This is a genomic window from Bradyrhizobium sp. AUGA SZCCT0105 (assembly GCF_018129565.1).
Classification (GTDB): domain Bacteria; phylum Pseudomonadota; class Alphaproteobacteria; order Rhizobiales; family Xanthobacteraceae; genus Bradyrhizobium.
In genome coordinates this window covers 349,483-367,411 of record NZ_JAFCMK010000007.1, presented here as the reverse complement: position 1 = coordinate 367,411, position 17,929 = coordinate 349,483, and the positions used below count along the sequence as shown (strand labels likewise).

Annotated in this window: 17 protein-coding genes; 10 read left to right on the top strand and 7 right to left on the bottom strand. The window is 64.4% G+C overall.

Going from position 1 to position 17,929, the window contains the following annotated elements:
* Positions 1–121: 121 nt before the first annotated feature.
* The 4 genes from JQ573_RS30665 to JQ573_RS30650 all read right to left on the bottom strand — a co-directional run bounded on the left by JQ573_RS30665 (position 122) and on the right by JQ573_RS30650 (position 4,934).
* Positions 122–1,432: an ABC transporter substrate-binding protein gene (locus JQ573_RS30665; protein ID WP_212312016.1), complete on the bottom strand. Its 1,311-nt coding sequence runs from the start codon at positions 1,430–1,432 to the stop codon at positions 122–124.
* A gap of 288 nt (positions 1,433–1,720) precedes the next feature.
* Positions 1,721–3,277 carry an MDR family MFS transporter gene (locus JQ573_RS30660; protein WP_212312014.1) on the bottom strand — a complete coding sequence of 519 codons (1,557 nt, stop codon included), beginning with the start codon at positions 3,275–3,277 and terminating at the stop codon, positions 1,721–1,723.
* A gap of 6 nt (positions 3,278–3,283) precedes the next feature.
* Complete coding sequence (locus JQ573_RS30655) at positions 3,284–4,459, bottom strand: HlyD family secretion protein (protein WP_212312012.1); 1,176 nt, start codon at positions 4,457–4,459, stop codon at positions 3,284–3,286.
* Positions 4,452–4,934 (bottom strand): MarR family winged helix-turn-helix transcriptional regulator, encoded by a 483-nt coding sequence (locus tag JQ573_RS30650; protein ID WP_212312011.1) that lies wholly within the window; start codon positions 4,932–4,934, stop codon positions 4,452–4,454. Before JQ573_RS30650 ends, JQ573_RS30655 begins: the two co-directional genes overlap by 8 nt.
* 174 nt (positions 4,935–5,108) lie before the next feature.
* Between JQ573_RS30650 and JQ573_RS30645 the strand changes: the two genes are divergently transcribed.
* Both JQ573_RS30645 and JQ573_RS30640 read left to right on the top strand, forming a co-directional pair.
* Positions 5,109–5,597: a Fur family transcriptional regulator gene (locus tag JQ573_RS30645; RefSeq protein WP_212312941.1), complete on the top strand. Its 489-nt coding sequence runs from the start codon at positions 5,109–5,111 to the stop codon at positions 5,595–5,597.
* Positions 5,598–5,913: 316 nt separating this feature from the next.
* On the top strand, positions 5,914–6,789 hold the full coding sequence (locus JQ573_RS30640; protein ID WP_249132565.1) for a DMT family transporter: 876 nt from the start codon (positions 5,914–5,916) through the stop codon (positions 6,787–6,789).
* A gap of 231 nt (positions 6,790–7,020) precedes the next feature.
* On the opposite strand, the gene JQ573_RS30635 is transcribed toward JQ573_RS30640, so the two are convergent.
* A complete protein-coding gene (locus JQ573_RS30635; RefSeq protein WP_212312007.1) occupies positions 7,021–7,896 on the bottom strand; it encodes a sulfurtransferase in 876 nt (291 codons plus the stop codon).
* 317 nt (positions 7,897–8,213) lie between these two features.
* Between JQ573_RS30635 and ispG the strand changes: the two genes are divergently transcribed.
* The 7 genes from ispG to JQ573_RS30600 all read left to right on the top strand — a co-directional run bounded on the left by ispG (position 8,214) and on the right by JQ573_RS30600 (position 15,144).
* Complete coding sequence (gene ispG, locus JQ573_RS30630; RefSeq protein WP_212312005.1) at positions 8,214–9,503, top strand: flavodoxin-dependent (E)-4-hydroxy-3-methylbut-2-enyl-diphosphate synthase; 1,290 nt, start codon at positions 8,214–8,216, stop codon at positions 9,501–9,503.
* Positions 9,504–9,755: 252 nt separating this feature from the next.
* The gene (locus JQ573_RS30625; RefSeq protein ID WP_212311996.1) at positions 9,756–10,649 is read left to right on the top strand and encodes a TauD/TfdA family dioxygenase; all 894 of its coding nucleotides are present in this window, start codon (positions 9,756–9,758) and stop codon (positions 10,647–10,649) included.
* Between the two features lie 141 nt (positions 10,650–10,790).
* Positions 10,791–11,261, top strand: a complete 471-nt coding sequence (locus JQ573_RS30620; RefSeq protein WP_212311994.1) for a hypothetical protein — start codon at positions 10,791–10,793, stop codon at positions 11,259–11,261.
* Between the two features lie 62 nt (positions 11,262–11,323).
* A complete protein-coding gene (locus JQ573_RS30615; RefSeq protein ID WP_212311992.1) occupies positions 11,324–12,364 on the top strand; it encodes a TAXI family TRAP transporter solute-binding subunit in 1,041 nt (346 codons plus the stop codon).
* Positions 12,265–12,984 carry a hypothetical protein gene (locus tag JQ573_RS30610; RefSeq protein ID WP_312011677.1) on the top strand — a complete coding sequence of 240 codons (720 nt, stop codon included), beginning with the start codon at positions 12,265–12,267 and terminating at the stop codon, positions 12,982–12,984. The genes JQ573_RS30615 and JQ573_RS30610 overlap by 100 nt, the downstream gene beginning before the upstream one ends.
* Positions 12,985–12,989: 5 nt before the next feature.
* A complete protein-coding gene (locus JQ573_RS30605) occupies positions 12,990–13,622 on the top strand; it encodes a hypothetical protein (protein WP_409334675.1) in 633 nt (210 codons plus the stop codon).
* A gap of 181 nt (positions 13,623–13,803) precedes the next feature.
* Positions 13,804–15,144, top strand: coding sequence for a Rieske 2Fe-2S domain-containing protein (locus tag JQ573_RS30600; protein WP_212311982.1), 1,341 nt, complete (start codon positions 13,804–13,806; stop codon positions 15,142–15,144).
* A gap of 51 nt (positions 15,145–15,195) precedes the next feature.
* On the opposite strand, the gene JQ573_RS30595 is transcribed toward JQ573_RS30600, so the two are convergent.
* A complete protein-coding gene (locus JQ573_RS30595) occupies positions 15,196–16,803 on the bottom strand; it encodes a Na+/H+ antiporter (protein WP_212311981.1) in 1,608 nt (535 codons plus the stop codon).
* A 108-nt stretch (positions 16,804–16,911) separates the two neighbouring features.
* A complete protein-coding gene (locus JQ573_RS30590) occupies positions 16,912–17,286 on the bottom strand; it encodes a nuclear transport factor 2 family protein (RefSeq protein WP_212311980.1) in 375 nt (124 codons plus the stop codon).
* 203 nt (positions 17,287–17,489) lie between these two features.
* Between JQ573_RS30590 and JQ573_RS30585 the strand changes: the two genes are divergently transcribed.
* Positions 17,490–17,924 (top strand): GFA family protein, encoded by a 435-nt coding sequence (locus tag JQ573_RS30585; protein ID WP_212311979.1) that lies wholly within the window; start codon positions 17,490–17,492, stop codon positions 17,922–17,924.
* Positions 17,925–17,929 lie beyond the last annotated feature (5 nt).

Here is a 17,929-nt window from a genome sequence, read left to right as displayed (position 1 = left end):
CACTTGCGAGCCTCGAAGGATGAACGGCCAACAGCGGGGCCGCGCATCCTTCGAGGCTCGCTCCGCTCGCACCTCAGGATGACGGAGCTGGTTCCAACACGCCGCAACAAACGGTCGAGCCCTACGCTCCGTACACCGATCCCTTCGGCAGCGGGAATACCGGGTCCTGCGTCCGGATGTTGGTCGGCCACACCACGGTGATGCGCTCGCCGGCGTTCTGCATCACGACCGGCGTCGAGCGCTCGTTCTGGCCGGACATCGGCGTATCAGGCGGATAGAACTTCACGCCATAGCCCTGGATGGTGCCGCCCGGCGGGATGTCGACATCGAGCGCGGCCTTGCGGATCGCCTCCGGATCGAAGCCGCCATACTTGTCCTTGGCGACCGGCAGCACATTGTTGAGCAGCACCCAGGTCTGGTTGAAGCCCATCGAGCAGTGCGGCGGCACTTCGGTGGCGCTGGTCTTCTCGCGGTAGCGCGCGACCATCACCTTGGTGAGATCGCCGACCCCCGGCGCCAGCTTGGCGGGATCGAGCAGCTGCGCCGGAACGGGGTCGATGTTGCAGAAATTGTCGATGTCGGCGCCGAACGTCGTCCGCAGCTTGTCGAGCTGGCTGTAGCCGGCGCCGGCGCCGAACAGCATCTTGAACTTCAGCCCGCTTTCGCGCGCCTGGCGCAGGAACAGCGTGATATCGGGGTTGTAGCCGGCATGCGAGATGATGTCGGCCTTGGCGCGCTTCAGCTTGGTCACCAGCACCGAGAGATCGGGCGCGGAGGCCGAATAGCCTTCCTTGAGCACGACCTGCAGCCCGGCTTCCTTCGCGAACATCTCGTCGGCGGCGGCGACGCCGACGCCGTAGGGACCGTCCTCATGGATCAGCGCGACCTTGACGTCCTTCGGCTCCATGCCGAGCCTGGCCTTGGCGTGCTCGCCGAGGAAGCCGCCGAAGGCCTGGCCGTACTGGTCGGAATGGATCTGGGCGCGGAACACGTATTGCAGATTCTTGTCCTTGAACACGGCGGTCGAGACCGCGGTCGTGATCCAGAGGATGCGCTTCTGCTGCTCGACCTTGGCGGCGAGCGGCACCGCGTGCGAGCTCGCGAACACGCCATTGAGGATATCGACCTTCTCCTGATCGATCAGGCGATTGGCCTCGTTGATCGCGACATCCGGCTTGCTCTGGGAATCGACATTGACCGGCGCGATCTTGTACTTGCCGCCGACGCCGCCCTTCTCGTTGACGAGATCGATCGCGATCTGCGTGCCGATCGAGGAGGCGACCGAGCCGCCGGCGGCAAACGGGCCGGTCAGGTCGTAGATCACGCCGATCCGGACCGTTTCGGCCTGCGCCTGCGCGCGCGTCCAATCGAAGCTGAAAGCAGCGGCGGCAGCCGCTGAAGTCTTCAGCAGCGTCCTGCGTGAAGTCGGCATCGCGTCCTCCCCTGAAGCCGTCATTTGTGTGACGGGATCTGTTTTTTCGCGGAGTATTGGGAGGCGAGGTCGGAAAGTCAACGCGATTGCGGCTGCGGCGTCTTGCGCTTTGGTCGAGGTTGGCCGCATCACAGGCTGTCATCGCCCGGCTTGACCGGGCGATCCAGTATTCCAGAGACAGTAGTGCTTGAGCCGATAGGCCGCGGCGTACTGGATCGCCCGCCTGCGCGGGCGATGACACCGAGGGAGACGTCCGACAGTGCGATCGGAGCGCCGAGACGTGGAGAGTTACTCCATCACCGCGGCATGATCCGGCGGCGCCGATTGCGCGCGCAGCGTGGCCTTGGTCGAGCCGATCATCAGCGCGAGCGGGATCGAGACCAGGATGAACAGCATCACCAGCTGGTAGTCGTGCGAGAATGCGATGATCTGCGACTGCGCGGCCACCATCCTGTCGGCCATCGCGCGGCCGGCATCGGTGTTGAGGTTGATCATGCCGGCGACATCGGGCATCTGCAGCGCGTGGTTGAACGGATTGATCTGCTCCGACAGCTTTGCGTAGATCCGCCGACCGCCTTCGGTGAGCTGCGCGATCACGATCGAGATGCCGACCGAGCTCGCGACGTTGCGGAACAGCGTCAGCATCGAGGTGCCGTCGGTACGCAATTGGTTCGGCAGAGTCAGGAACGCCACCGTCGACAGCGGCACGAACACGAGGCCGAAGCCAAAACCCTGGATCACGCTGACGACGATGATCTCTCTTGCCTGGGTCATGTCGGTCCAGCCGGTCATCTGGAACAGCGATGCCGCGGTCAGCGCGAGGCCGGAGACGATCAGCGTCCGCGCCTCGATGTAGCGCATCAGGCGGCCGACCAGCATCATCGCGACGAAGGTGCCGGCGCCGCGGGTCGCCAGCAACAGGCCGGCGGTGATGATTGGATAGCCGACCACGTTCTGCAGATACGGCGAGGACAGCGCCATGGTCGAATACAGCACGAGGCCCATCACCGTCATGAACACGACGCCGCCGAGAAAATTGCGGTCCTTGAAGATCGCGAACTGGATGAACGGCTTGTCGGTGGTCAGCGAATGGGCGAAGAAGAAATAGGCGCCGACCGCCGCCACAATGAACTCGATCATGATCTCGTTGGATTCCAGCCAGCCGAGCTGCTCGCCGCGGTCGAGCGCGAGCTGCAGCGCGCCGATCGCGACCGCGAGCGCGCCGAAGCCGAACCAGTCGAAGCGCAGCGCGTGGTCCTGCCTGGTCTCGTCCATGAACACCGCGAGGCCGAGCACGGTGAAGGCGCCGAACGGCAGATTGACGAAGAACACCCAGTGCCACGAATAGGTCTCGGTCAGCCAGGCACCGAGCGAGGGGCCCATGATCGGGCCCATCATCACGCCCATGCCCCAGATCGACATCGCCTTGGCGCGCTCATGCAGCGCGTAGGAATCGAGCATCACCGCCTGCGACAGCGGCACCAGCGCCGCGCCGAACACGCCCTGCAACAGGCGGAACAGCACCATCTGGTTGATGTCCTGCGCCAGGCCGCAGAACACCGAGGCGACGGTGAAGCCGGCCGAGCAGATGATGAAGATGCGCTTGCGGCCGAAGCGGTTGGCGATCCAGCCCACCGGGGCGGTCATGATCGCGGCCGCGACGATGTAGGAGGTCAGCACCCAGTTGATCTGGTCCTGCGAGGCCGACAGCGAACCCTGCATATAGGGCAGCGCGACGTTGGCGATCGTGGTGTCGAGCGCCTGCATGATCGTCGCGGTCATCGCGCAGATCGTCACCATGTTCCGGCGCATGCCGGGCACGGCGGATGGTGACGGTGCATTCATCGCGTCTTAGTCCTGATGGTCCGGGTGCGCGGAGGCCGAGCGCAGCCCGAGCAGGCCGGCCAGCGTGCGGCGGTGGTTGGTGTCGATCGTCGCGTAGACGCTCATGCCGGCCTTCAGCTTCTTCACGAACGGATCGTTCTCGTCGAAGTAGATCCGCACCGGCACCCGCTGCACCACCTTGACGAAGTTGCCGGTGGCGTTCTGCGGCGGCAGGATCGCGAACTGCGCGCCGGTGCCGGGCGACAGCGAGCCGATCTTGCCCTTGAATTCATGGTTCGGGAACGCGTCGACGTCGAGCGTCACCGGCTGACCGACCGCGACATAGGTGAAGTCGCTTTCCTTCGGATTGGCGTCGACCCAGGGGTGGTCGACGTCGATCACCGAGAACACCGGTGCGCCCGCGGCGACGAAGCGGCCGAGCTGGATCTGATCGACCTGGGTCGCCACGCCGTCCATCGGCGCGCGCAGTACGGTGTGATCGAGATTGCGCTGGGCGTCGTCGAGCTTGGCCTTGGCCTGGGCGTAAGGCGGGAAGCGTTCGATCGGCAAGTCGACATCGCCGAGCAGCTGCGTCTTGGCGTTGGAGATCTGCTGCCTGATGTATTGCGCCAGGCTCTCGGCCGTGACCTGCGCGTTGGCGGCGTTGTCGAGGTCGAGCTGCGAGCCGAAATTCTGCTTGGCGAGCGTCGATTTGCGATCGACGTCCTTCTTCTTCAGTTCGATGCTCTGCTGGGCGAATTCCAGCATCCTGGTGTTGATCTTGATGTTGTCGACCAGATTGTCATAGGTGGTCCTGGTCTGGTCGAGCGCCGCCTTGGCCTGGTCGACCGCGAGGCGGTACGGCACCGGATCGATCTCGAACAGCTCGTCGCCCTTCCTGACGTGCTGGCCTTCCTTCACGACGATCTTGTCGATCTTGCCGGAGATTTCCGGCGTGATCAGCACCTTCTGCGCGCCGACATAGGCGTCGTCGGTGCCGACATAGCGGCCGCCATTGAGATAGAACACGCCGCCGCCGATCACCGCCACGATCGGCAGCACGACGAGCAGCAGCACCCGGCGATAGCGCCGCAGGCCTGCCATCAGGCGACGGCGCGGCGCGCGGCTCGCCTTGCCCGACGGCGCCGGCTCGCCCGGATTGCTCTTCTGTTCGGGGGCCAGCTTGAGGACGGGTTCAGCCATAGCGTTGTTCCTTTCGGGAGGGCTCGCCGGCTGGGTTTTGGATGGCATTGCGAACGTTTTCCTTGATCGATTCCAATTGAGTGAGCAGGCGGTGCGCGTCAGCGGGGCTGATGCCCTCGAGCGCGGTCGCGGTGAGTTCGGAGCGCAGGCCGGCCAGCTTCCCGAGCAGCGGGCGCGCGGCCTTTTTCAGATAGAGGCGGTTGACGCGGCGGTCGTTCTCGTCGCTGCGGCGCTCGATCCAGTCATTGTCGCAGAGCTTGTCGATCAGCCGCGTCAGGGTGATCGGCTGCATCTCGAGCAGCTCGGCGAGCTCGGTCTGCTTCAGCCCTTCCTGGCGTTCCACCTTCGACAGCACGGCCCATTGCGCACGGGTAATGCCGTAGCGCGCGGCCTCCTTGTCGGCGTAGACGCGGATCAGCCGGAACAATTCGCCCAGCGTAAACATGAAGTTCGCGTCCACAGAACTGCGCATCAATGTTGTCTCCATAAGCTTGCAATATAATAAGCTTGCTTATGAATTCTGCATGCCAGGTTAACGGGGGGCTGCCCCGCATGGCGCACATGGCTGCAAGGCGGTGAGGGACTGGCTTCGGTATCGGGCTTGGGCCGGGCTATGGGAACGGGCGCAGAAATGCTACATATCCGGGCAATGAGCCTCGCCAAGCCGACATTTCCTGCCCCCGACCACGATCACGGCCGCTGCGCCGCGGACGCGATGGCGCATGCCGAACAGGTGTGCGCGCGCCGCAGCCAGAAATTCACCTCGATCCGGCGTCAGGTGCTGCAGGCGCTGCTGTCGAGCCATCGACCGCTCGGCGCCTATGAGGTGATCGACGAACTGGCCAAGACGATGCCGCGCCCGGCACCGATTACCGTCTATCGCGCGCTCGACTTCCTGATGGAAAACGGCCTCGTTCATCGCATCGAGAGCCGCAACGCTTTCCTCGCCTGCGCGCACGATCATGACGAAACCTCGATGGTGGCGTTCCTAATCTGCGACCATTGCGGCTCGGTCGGCGAAATCCCCGCTGCGCCTGTCGCGCAAAGCCTGACCGCCGCGGCGCGGGCCTCGGGCTTCATCCCAAAGCTCTCCGTGGTCGAGATCGCCGGCACCTGCGCGCATTGCCAGAAGGCGTGATGCGCGGATGGTTCTGGCTCATCGGCACAGCTTCGGAGTCACCTCGCCCCGCTTGCGGGGAGAGACCGAAGTTCGCGTGAGCGAATTTCGGGTGAGGGGGGCTCTCCGCGCGCTCGTCTCTATCAAGTTTGCGGAGACAGCCCCTCACCCCGACCCTCTCCCCGCAAGAGCGGGGCGAGGGAGGGCAACCAGTCGATAGCAACAATAACGGCAGCAAGCCGGCCCGCGAGGAAACATGTCGACCCAAGCGATCACAGCCCACGTCACGAGGCCGGTCAGCGTCGGCCACGGGCTGCCGCCCGGCGCCATCGCATTGATGCTGATGCTGTGCGTGAGCTGGGGCTTCAACCAGCTGGCGGTGAAGCTTGCGCTGCCTGATGTGCCCCCGATGTTGCAGGCGCTGATCCGCTCCTCAGGCGCGCTGCCCGTGATGCTGATCGTCGGCCGGCTGCGCGGCGTCAAATTCTTCGAGCGCGACGGCACGCTCGTCCCCGGCGTGATCGCCGGGCTGATGTTCGGCTGCGAGTTCGTGCTGATCTTCACTGGCCTCGTCTTCACCTCGGCGTCGCGCGCCTCGGTGTTTCTCTACACCGCGCCGTTCTTCGTCGCGCTCGGCTCGCACCAGTTCCTCGGCGAGCGGCTCTCGACCGTGCAGTGGAGCGGGCTGGCGTTGAGCTTTGCCGGCGTCGCGCTCGCGATCGGCGTGCCGCAGCCGAACGTCGATGCCAAGGTGCTGCTCGGCGACCTCATGGTGGTCTGCGGCGGCGCGCTGTGGGCGGCGACCACCCTGGTCGCCAAGGGCACGCAGCTGCGTAAGGCCGCGCCGGAAAAGGCGCTCGGCTACCAGGTCGCGATCTCGATTCCGATTCTCGGCCTCGCCGCCTGGATCGCCGGCGAGCGCATCGCGCACGTGCCGAGCGCGCTGTCGATCTCGCTGCTCGCCTATCAGGCGGTCTGGGTGGTGGGCTGCACTTTTGTCATCTGGTTTGCGATGGTGAAGACCTATTCGGCCAGCAAGCTCTCGGCCTTCACCTTCGTCACGCCGCTGTTCGGTGTGGTCGCGGCCTATTTCATCATGCACGACACGCTGACCCCTGTGTTCGGCGTCGCCGCGCTGCTGGTGATCGCCGGCCTCTATCTCGTCAACAAGCCCGACCCGAAGGTGACGCCGGATCCGAACGTTCCGGCGTGAGGCTCAGGCGCCCGACGATTCGAGCGTCGTGTCGCCCTAGCAAGGCTCGGACAGATCATGTCGCGAGAATGCGAAGCTGCGTCCCAGCCCACCCTGTCATCGCCCGGTCGAGCCGGGCGATGACACCGAGATGAGGTGCGCAATAGCGGTGCGCGGTATCGCGCGAAATCGATCGTCAGCGTCGTCCTGGCTTTCGCCAGGACGACGGAGGAGGCTTCACGCCTCCGTCCACTATCCGACCTCGATCGGCAGCGACTCATCCTTCGCCCATTCGCCCATCGAGCCGTCATAGAGCGTGAGATTGTCGTAGCCGAGCCGATGCAGCTGGAACAGGTCGATGGTCGCGGAGATGCCACCGCCGCAATAGGCGACGACGCGCTTGTCCCTGGTGATGCCTTGCGCGGCGAAGGTTGCTTCGGCCTCCGCAAGCGGCACGAACGTCTTGCCCTTGGGATCGATCAGGGTTGCCGCCGGCACGCTGACGCTGCCGGGGATGCGGCCGGGCCGGCCGTAACGGCTCGGCTCCAGTCCCTTGTAGAATTGCGGGCCGAGCGCATTGACGATCACGGTGTCGCGCTCGGTGGTCGCGGCGAGCACGTCACGCTTGTCGACGAACATGCCGTCCTTCGGCCGCGCCGAGAACGTGGCCTGCGGATAGCCGCCGGCAAGCCCGGTCTCGATGTCGCGTCCCTCGGCGGTCCATTTGTCGATGCCGCCGTCGAGCACTGCGGCGCCGTCAAAGCCGAGCGAATGCAGCATCCACCAGAACCGCGTCGCCCACATCGCCGTCCCGATCGAATAGAGCACCACGCGGCTGTTGGCCGAGATGCCGTGGCGGCCGAAGGCGGCCTCGAGCTGGGCCGTCGGCGGCATCATGAAGCGCAGCTCGGTGCGGGGATCGGAGAATTCGGCCTGCAAATCGAGGAAATTCGCGCCAGGGATGTGGCCGGCCTCGAATGTCTGGCGGCCCGAGACGACGACATAGGGAATGCCGCTGCCGGCCGGGGCCGGCTCCAGATAGGTCGTGCAGTCGAACAGGCGCAGCTCGGGCCGGGTCAGGATCTCGGCAAGTTCCGCCGTGGTGATCAGCTCGCTATGGCCGGCCATGTCACGCCCTCCGGGAATGATCTTAAGGGGATGCTAGTGCATGATCCGAAAAAGTGGGTACCGGTTTTTCGAAAGGATCATGCTCAAACCAAAGGAGTCCGCCGGATCACATGAAAAGCTGTCACTTTGCCCTTTGATTCACCCCAATTCGGCCCAATATAGCTAGCCATGCAGGACGCCGCTGCATGGCTTGCGTTTGGCCTCAATCGGCGTCATAAGCTATTGAATTCACTCCGAAACATCACCGTTTGGCCCGTCTTGCGCGAGGCCCATCGCCCCCTTGGTGAATGTCACCAAAACCTGATATTCGAGACGCCATGAACAAGCCCGAGATTTTGCCGCAAGACGACGTCGCCGGTCCCGCGCCGCGGCACCGAACCACGCAGGTCATGGTCGGCAACGTTGCCGTCGGCGGCGGTGCGCCGATCGTCGTGCAGTCGATGACCAACACCGACACCGCCGATATCGACGGCACCATCGCCCAGGTCGCCGCGCTCTCGCGCGCCGGCTCCGAAATGGTGCGCATCACCGTCGACCGCGAGGAAGCCGCTGCCGCCGTGCCGCACATCCGCGACGGCCTGCGCAAGCGCGGCATCACCACGCCCTTGATCGGCGACTTCCACTATATCGGCCACAAGCTGCTCGCCGAATATCCGGCCTGCGCCGAGGCGCTCGACAAGTACCGCATCAATCCCGGCAATGTCGGCTTCAAGAACAAGCGCGACACCCAGTTCGCCGACATCATCGAGATCGCCAACAAGAACGGCAAGCCGGTGCGCATCGGCGCCAATTGGGGCTCGCTCGACCAGGAGCTGCTCACCAAGCTGATGGACGAGAACACGGCATCGGCCAATCCGCGCGATGCCCGCGCGGTGACCCGCGAGGCGATGGTGCAGTCGGCGCTGCTGTCGGCGGCCCGCGCGCAAGAGCTCGGCATGCCCAAGAACAAGATCATCCTGTCGGCCAAGGTCTCCGCCGTGCAGGACCTGATCGCGGTCTATCAGGAGGTCGTGCGCCGCTCGGATTATGCGATCCATCTCGGCCTCACCGAGGCCGGCATGGGCTCGAAGGGCATCGTGGCGTCCTCCGCCGCACTCGGCATTCTCCTGCAGCAGGGCATCGGCGATACCATCCGCATCTCGCTGACGCCGGAGCCCGGCGGCGATCGCACGCTGGAAGTACAGGTCGCGCAGGAATTGCTGCAGACCATGGGCTTCCGCACCTTCGTGCCGCTGGTTGCGGCCTGCCCGGGTTGCGGCCGCACCACCTCGACCACGTTCCAGGAACTGGCGCGCTCGATCCAGGATTTCATCCGCGACGAGATGCCGGCCTGGAAGACCAAGTATCCGGGCGTCGAAGAACTCAACGTCGCGGTCATGGGCTGCATCGTCAACGGCCCCGGCGAATCCAAGCACGCCAATATCGGCATCTCGCTGCCCGGCACCGGCGAGGCGCCGGCTGCGCCTGTCTTCGTCGACGGCAAGAAGTTCCGCACCCTGCGCGGTCCGGGCATCGCCGCCGACTTCAAGGCGCTGGTGATTGACTATATCGACCAGAAGTACGGCGCCGGCGCCAAGATGCCCGAGCCCGCGGGCGCCGCGGAGTAATTTCACTTCGCGCGTAACCCACACTCCACCGTCGTCCCGGCGAAAGCCGGGACCCATAACCCCAGGCGGCGGTTATGGCGCGAGATGCGGGTTACCAGCCTTCGCAAAACACAATCCTGTGGTTATGGCTCCCGGATCTGCGCTCCGCTTCGCTGCGCTTGTCCGGGACGACGGATATGCTTGCGGCGCGGATTGCGCTTCGCTCCATCCGGGCTACCATGCTCCCAATCAAGAACCATCGGGAGAACGCCCATGAGCTCGCTGTCCGGCAAGCAGGGTCCGCGCTACCGCCACCTCGCCGACCAATCCGAGCCCTATGAGACCATCGGCGTCGAGAAGCTGACGCCGATCATCGGCGCGGAAATCTCCGGCGTCGATATTGGCAAGCTCGTTGGCGACGATGCGCGCTCCAACCGCCAGATGGACGAGATCCATCGCGCGCTCGCCGAAAACCTCGTCATCTTCTTCCGCGACCAGCACATCAGCCCCGACCAGCATCTCGCCTTCGGCCGCAAGTTCGGCGAGCTGCACGTGCACCCGGCCGCGCCCAATGAGGGCGATCCGGCGCTGATGAAGATCTATGCCGACAAGGATAGCCCACGCGCCAATGGCGAAGGCTGGCACACCGACGTGTCCTGCGATCTCGAGCCGCCGATGGGCTCGATCCTCTACATCAAGCAGTGCCCGCCGCGTGGCGGCGACACGCTGTTCGCCAACATGTACGCCGCCTATGAGGCGCTGTCGGACCGCATAAAGGCCTATCTCGACGGGCTGACCGCGCTGCACGACGGCGAGCAGACCTATCGTGGGCTGTACGCCAATTATGGCGTCGCCGACAAACGGGAATATCCCCGCGCCGAGCATCCGGTGGTCCGCACCCATCCGGTCACCGGCAAGAAATCGCTCTACGTCAATCGCGGCTTCACCCGCTTCATCGTCGGCATCCCGCGCGACGAGAGCGACGCCATGCTGGCCTATCTCTACCAGCATGCGGAGAACCCGCTGTTCCAGTGCCGCTTCCGCTGGACCGAGAACGCGATCGCGTTCTGGGACAATCGCTGCGCCCAGCACCGCGCGATGTGGGACTACTGGCCGCACACCCGTTCCGGCACCCGCGTGACCGTGAAGGGCGAGCGGCCGGTGTGAGGACGGCGTCGGCCTTGCGCCGTCGCGCCGGCCGCGGCTGAGCTCGATGCTTCAGTCTGCCCAAAGCTGCGCGGTTAACAGGGGTAATCCTTGCGGGTCATAGTATCCGTGAGCCGGTGAGCCCTATGATGCCCGATCATAATGGGCGATATCACCATGCGGCAGGTGATACTGGACGCGCGCAGACATGAGAGCATCGTCATTCGCGTCGACGGGAACTCAGCTTGTGAAAGTGCCGGCTCGCGCGTCAGATCGGATCGAGCGCCATTTGCTCCGAGGATGATGCGCCGGGCGGCTCCGCTATGGTGCGCAGCAACCCTCGCGCTGACGTGTCCTTCGGATGGGCCGGGTTCTGGCGGCGTCGCGCACGCGCAGTCCAACGGCCTCGCCGGTAATTCCCCGCAACTTGCACAAGCCAAGACGAACCCTGCGAGGGACGTTGGTCCAGCTGCAGAACAACCGCAAAGCGCGGACGTGCTCGCCCGCGAACTCGCGACAGCGCGGCGAGACATTGAATTGTTGCAGGGCTTGCTGACCAAGGCGCGCGATCTCTATGCGAAGGCTGAGGCCGGTGAATCGAGGGGGCAAGGCGCATTCGAGGCGCTGCGTTGATCGAACGATCTTTGCAGCAAGAGCGAACGCGCTGACGGGATGTCGTGCAAAGGAGCTGGTCGATGAAAAGGTCTACCGGATTGCGTCCGCTGTTTCTGCTTGCGGCCCTGGTGTCGCTGCTCCTTGCGCCGCAGCCGCCCGCGGTGGATGCGGCGCCGCAGTCTGGTCGACCTCACAAGGCTCGCTTGATCCGGGCCGAACCGCCTCCGCCCAAGCCTGAAGTTCTGGCCATGAATGCCTGGGTCGTCGGCCTCGCCGGCGGTCTTCTCGAGGGCGCGCCGATCCGCCTGGCCGCGGAGATAGCCCGTGTGACCGATGACGGCGACAATCTGCACGTTCTGCCGGTGGTGACGCGAGGGGCCGTGGAGAATCTGAACTCGCTGCTGTACTTGCGCGGCATCGATGCGGCGATCATCAACTCCGACGCACTCGAGGAATACAAGAGCCAGGTGCCGGACATCCAGCGACGGATCGCTTATGTCCTGAACCTGTTTCCCTCCGAGCTGCATATTTTCGTTCGGCCGGAGATTCAGAGCCTGAGCGACCTCGCCGGCAAGAAGGTGAACTTCAACAACCAGGGTACCGCCGCAGCCTATTCAGGTCCGCTGATCTTCAGTCGTCTCGGCATCGACGTCGAGAAGACCTTCATTCCGCACCAGATCGCACTCGAGCAGATGCGGAAAGGCGAAATGGCGGCCGTCGTCTTCATTACATCGAAGCCGGTCGATGCCTTTGTGAAAGGCCGGTTTGAATCGGGCTTCAAGTTCCTGCCCGTACCGTATGACAGCAAGTTCGAGGACTATTATCTGCCGGCAGCTCTTGATGCCGCCGACTATCCAAATCTGATCAAGCCGGGTGACCGCATCACCACGATCGCCGTGCCGACCGCTCTCGTTGCCTTCAATTGGCCGGCCAGCACCAACCGCTTCGAGCGTGTTGCACGCTTCGTCGATCATCTGTTCTCGCGCATCGACAAGCTGCAGGGGCCGGGCTTCGACCCGAAGTGGAAGTCGATCAACCTCGGAGCGACGGTGCCCGGTCTCACGCGCTTTCCTGCCGCGCAGGCGTGGCTCGATCGTCAGTCGGCACGGGCATCGCAATGACCAGGCTCGCCGTCCCGCTGCTAGCCGCAACCACCGCCGTCAACGGCGTTGCCCTGGCGCAAGGGATGGAAGACCCCATGGCACAGCTACGCGCCTGTTCCCAGCTGCAACGTGAAGCGCGCCTGGAATGCCTCGACAAGTTGTCGCACGCCACTGCGCCGACCCGCCGCGAGGCGTCGAGAGCCGATAATTGGACGATCAGCGAGACGACGTCGCCCGTCGATTATTCACCGATCGCCACTGCGACGACATTCGATTCGGTCGAATCGTCGATCAAGCTGTCGATCCGGTGTCGCGGCGGGCGGACCGAATTGTCCTTCGCGGGACCCGCTATCTCGGGCCGCGGCGACGGCTATGCGATCTCCTATCGCATCAACGACGGTCAGCCGACGCAGGTCGCGGCAACTGTGCCGGCGTTTGGTTCCGGCGTCGCCGTCGCAGGCGATGCGGTTCGCTTGTTGCAATCGCTTCCCGATAACGCGGTCCTTGTTGTCCGCCTCTCACCCGGTACCGGGGCTGCCCATGACGCAAGATTCTCGCTCGCGGGGCTGGACGCGATGCGAGCGAAGATGGCCGCGATCTGCAAATGGCCGCTCGCTGTCGCAAGGCCCAGCAACTGAGAAGTGTGTTCGACGATTTTTCGAGATGGAGATCTGTAATGTGCAATTTTGAGTCTGTAGCGAAATTTGTTGCGATGGCTGCCATCGCGATGCTGGCTTCCACGTCCTTGGCGGTGGCCGAGCAAGGCGGAAAATACTGGGTGCCGGGCGAGCAGTCCGCAACTTACCGGACAAGCGACGCCCGGAAATCTGAAACGCCGCGATCCGCCGCCGAAACGCGCAAGCGCGCCGCATATGCGCGTATGCATGATCCGGTGGCGCCGAAGGGGAAGGAGCATCATCTGGTCTTGCAGGTGAACAGCAATGATCCTGCCGCCATGAATCTCACGCTCAACAACGCAACGAACGTGACCGAATATTACAAGGGCCTTGGCGAAAAGGTGAAGGTCGAGGTGGTCACGTTCGGCCCGGGCCTGCACATGCTCCGCGAGGATACGTCGCCGGTGAAGGCTCGCATCGAGGAGATGGCCCTCAGTTCACCCGAGGTGTCGTTCAAGGCCTGCGGCAACACCCAGGAGAAGATGCAGAAGGCCGAGAACAAGTCGATCCCGATCATCAGGCAGGCGGAAGTCGTGAAGTCCGGCGTCGTGCGCGTGATGGAACTGCAGGAGAAGGGATGGGCTTACGTGAAGCCGTGAGCCGGAAGGCCAGCCTGCCTTGAACCACTCTGCGCGGGCACGGACCGGCCGGCGCAGAGAACGGGTGTAAATCCATCAGTGCGCGGGACAGGGCTGCCGGCCGCGCAGCCAATCGCATTGACGCCGCGCATCGGCTACGCCAAGCTCCGGGAAAATCAAAAACAACTCCCGGGGAAATGCCATGCTCCGCGCCGAAGACAACAAATTCCTCACCGAATCCGGTGCCGGAACGGGAATGGGCGAATTGCTGCGCCGGTTCTGGATTCCGGTGCTGCTGACGGAAGAGCTGCCGGAGCCGGACAGCGACCCGAAGAAGATCGTTGTCATGGGCGAGGAGCTGCTGGCCTTCCGCGACTCGAGGGGCGTGGTCGGCGTCATCGATCAGTATTGCCCGCATCGCGGCGCCAATCTCTGGCTCGGCCGCAACGAGGAATGCGGCATCCGCTGCGTCTACCACGGCTGGAAGTTCGACACCGACGGCCGCTGCGTCGACATGCCGACATCCTATCCGGACCTCAACGCCAAGGACCTGATCCGCATCAAGTCCTATCCGGTGCGCGAATGGGGCGACATGATCTGGGCCTATATGGGCCCGGCCGATCAGATGCCCGAATTGCCGGCGCTGGAGATGGCGCTGCTGCCGGCCTCGCATCGCTTCGTCACCAAGAAGTGGCAGGACTGCAACTGGGTGCAGGCGGTGGAAGGCTCGATCGACACCGCGCATTTCACCTTCGCGCATCTCTCCTTCGAGAAGGAGGAGAACGAGATCCTCGACATCAAGAAGCATTTCGTCAACCCGCTGACGCGGGTCGCGACCGACCACATGCGCTGGATCGCCGAGGATCCGCGGCCGGTGATCAAGATCAATCCGCACGAGGCCGGCCTGACGGTCGCGGGCGGACGGCTCACCGGCAGCGACAACATCTACTGGCGCATCGCCCAGTTCCTGATGCCGTTCCACAGCTATGCGCCGAGCTCGATGCCGGGCGAGAACATGTTCGGCCAGACCTTCGTGCCGGTCAGCGACACCAATTGCTGGATCTATACCTACGCCTGGAATCCGCACCGGCCGCTGACCGATGCCGAACGCGACGGCTATGCCAATGGCAACGGCGTGATGGCTGTCGTCGACGAGAACTACGTGCCGCTGCGCAACAAGGCAAACGACTATCTGATCGACCGCCAACTGCAGCGGACCAAGAGCTACACCGGGATCAAGGGCGTCTCCGAGCAGGACGCCGCGGTGCAGGACAGCCAGGGCCCGATCGCCGACCGCACCCGCGAGCATCTCGGCCCGACCGATCTCGGCATCATGCATTTCCGCAAGCTGGTGCTGGAGGCGGCCCGCGCGCTGCAAAAGGGCGAGGCGCCGCCGCACGCCAGGCATCAGGATCGCTACACAGTGCGCTCCGGCGCCTGCGTCACCAGCAAGACCAAGGATCTCACGGCCGTGATGATCGAACGGTTCGGCGATCCCGCGGGCTTCGTCGGCGGTCCCGGGCAGAACGCCGCGGCGGAGTAGGCTCCTTGCTGTCGTCCCGGCGAAGGCCGGGACGACGTGGGATAGAGTTCGCTACAACGGAATCCTGCGATACTCCCGGTTGGAGAGGCTCGCCTCCTCCAGATCGAGGTCGCGTTCGATGCGCCGTCTGGTCTCGTCGGTGATCTTGCCGTCGCGCAGCAGCATGTGGATGAACTTGCGCTCGGAGGCGATCAGCTCCCGTGTCAGCGCGGTGCCGGCGGCGGAGACGTCGTGCTTGTCGGGATCGAGCGTATCAGGCAGCTGGTTGATGCGGATTTCGTGCCGCGACCGCAGCAGCTTGATGACCTCGTCGGAGAGCTCGCGGTCGTCGGTGATGGCGTCGAGCGATTTCAGCGCGGCGTTCAGCGCCTCGCGCCGCGCCTCGATTTCCTGCTCGTGCTCGGCGATATGCTCGCTGCGGCCGTCCTTGGCGAGGCCGAGCACGCGCACCACCGGCGGCAATCCGAGGCCGAGCCCGACCAGTGTCACGAATATCACGCCGAAGGCGACGAACAGGATCAGGTCGCGATACGGGAAGGCGTCGCCACCGGGCAATGTCAACGGCAGCGCAAGTGCCGCGGCGAGCGAGACCGCGCCGCGCACGCCGGTGAAGGCGACCACGAACACCGCCCGCCACGACGGCAGCGGATCGCGCTCGCGCACGCGGGCGCTGATCCAGCGCGGCAGATAGGTGCCGGGAAACACCCACAGGAAGCGCGCGACGATCACGATGACGGCGACCAGCACGGTGGCGGTCAGGATGTCGTGCAGCGGGAACGCCTTCGACTTCTCGTACAGCGAGCGCATCTGGAAGCCGGTCAGGAGGAACAGCAGGCCCTCGATCAGATAGATGATCAAATCCCAGAAGAAGATGCCCTGCAGGCGCGTCGCGGCCGAGATCAGCAGCGGTCCGTTCCAGCTCATATAGAGGCCGCAGGCGACGGTTGCGATCACGCCGCTGCCGCCGAAATGCTCGGGGATCCAGTAGGCGAGATAGGGCGTGATCAGCGACAGCGTGATCTCGACCTGCGGATCCCGGGCGCGGCGGCGGGCGCGCAGGCTGAGCCAGCCCACCGCCGTGCCGAACGCGATCTCGCCGGCAACGATGACGAGGAACGTGCCGGTCGCCTTCGGCAGCGAGAACAGCCCGGTGGTGATGGCGGCGAGCGCGAAGCGGTAGAGGATCAGCGCGGTCGCGTCATTGGCGAGCCCTTCGCCCTCGAGCACCACCAGGATCCGGCGGGGCATGCCGAGCTTGCGCGCGATCGCGAGCGGCGCGACCACGTCCGGCGGCGCGACGATCGCCCCGAGCAGGAAGCCGATGCTCCAGGGCAGGTCGATCAGATAGTGGGTCGCGGCCGCGACCATGAAGGCGGTGAAGATCACGCAGCCGACCGACAGCAGGATGATCGGCCGCAGATTGGCCTTGAACTCGCGCCAGCTCATCGCGACGCTCGCCGAATAGATCAGCGGCGGCAGCACCACCAGAAGCACGAGCTCGGGCGGCAGTTCCAGCGACGGCATGCCCGGCACAAAGGCGAGCACGATGCCGACCAGCAGGAGCAGGATCGCCGGCGCGATGTCGGTCCGCCGTGCAACCAGGGCGGTTCCCGCCAGTACGCCGAGCAGAGTGAGAAAGATCTGAAACTTGGCTTCCATACTGGGCTCAATTCGCCCGGAAAGCAGCGCCAGTCAATGCGGTCCGGCCGGAGCCGGACCGCCGGGGCGTGTCATAAAGCCGTCGCAGGGATGCGGTGGGCCGCCCGGTCAGTCCCGCTGATCGTAGCGGTAGGACTTCGAGACGATCTGCCAGCCGTCGGCGAGCTTCATTGCGACGAGGTAGTCGGTGAAATAGCGCGGCGGCAGCTGGCAACGCACCTTGATGAAGGCGGTGTTGTCGTCCGACCGGTCGATGGTGACGATGAAGTCCTCGCGCGGCTTGCCTTCGGCCTTCGCCGACGGCCGCTTGCGCACCAGAGCGAGCCAGTCCGGCACGCTGAGGACCTTCAGCTCGCCCTTGTCCACCCAGCGCAGATCGGCGCTGGGATGAAAGGCCGTCGCGAGCTTGTCGGCATTGCTCTCGTAGAGGCCGTCGAAATAGGTTTGCACGACGCTTTCGACGCTGGATCGTTCTTGACTCATTGGTTAGCCCTCCCGGCAGGATTTGAACTACTAGAGCGTTTTCGAGCGAAGTAGGTACCGGTTCGCGTGAAGAAAACGCGTCAAAACGAGAATCTAGAGCCCCCCGTTCCGATTCAATCGGAACGGAAAGGGCTCTAGGATTTAGCCATGAACTGCCGGATTGCGCCATGGCCGGCGATAAAATTCCGCGTGAGGAGTGAGTTGTGACCGCATCTGCAAATTCGAACGAGACGATCCTGACCGGCGAATGCTTCTGCCGCGACGTGCGCTATGAAGTGGCCGACGCGTTCACCTATGCGCTGAATTGTCACTGCTCGAACTGCCGGCGCACCACGGGATCGGCGTTCAAGCCGTTTGCAGGCATCGTGCGCGAGAAGTTCACCGTCACCCGCGGCGCCGAGGGTCTTCTGATCTACGGCGATGAGCTCACCCACGACGCGCATTGCGGCCGCTGCGGGTCGCTGCTGTATTCGCGCGTCCGCAACGGCGCCTATGTCCATGTCACGATGGGTACGCTGCGCGATGCGCCGACGATCCGGCCGACCGCGCATATCTTCGTCGGCTCCAAGGCGCCCTGGTACGAGATACTGGACGACCTGCCGCAATATCGGGAGCACGTCACGCAAGGCGGGGAATAAATTCG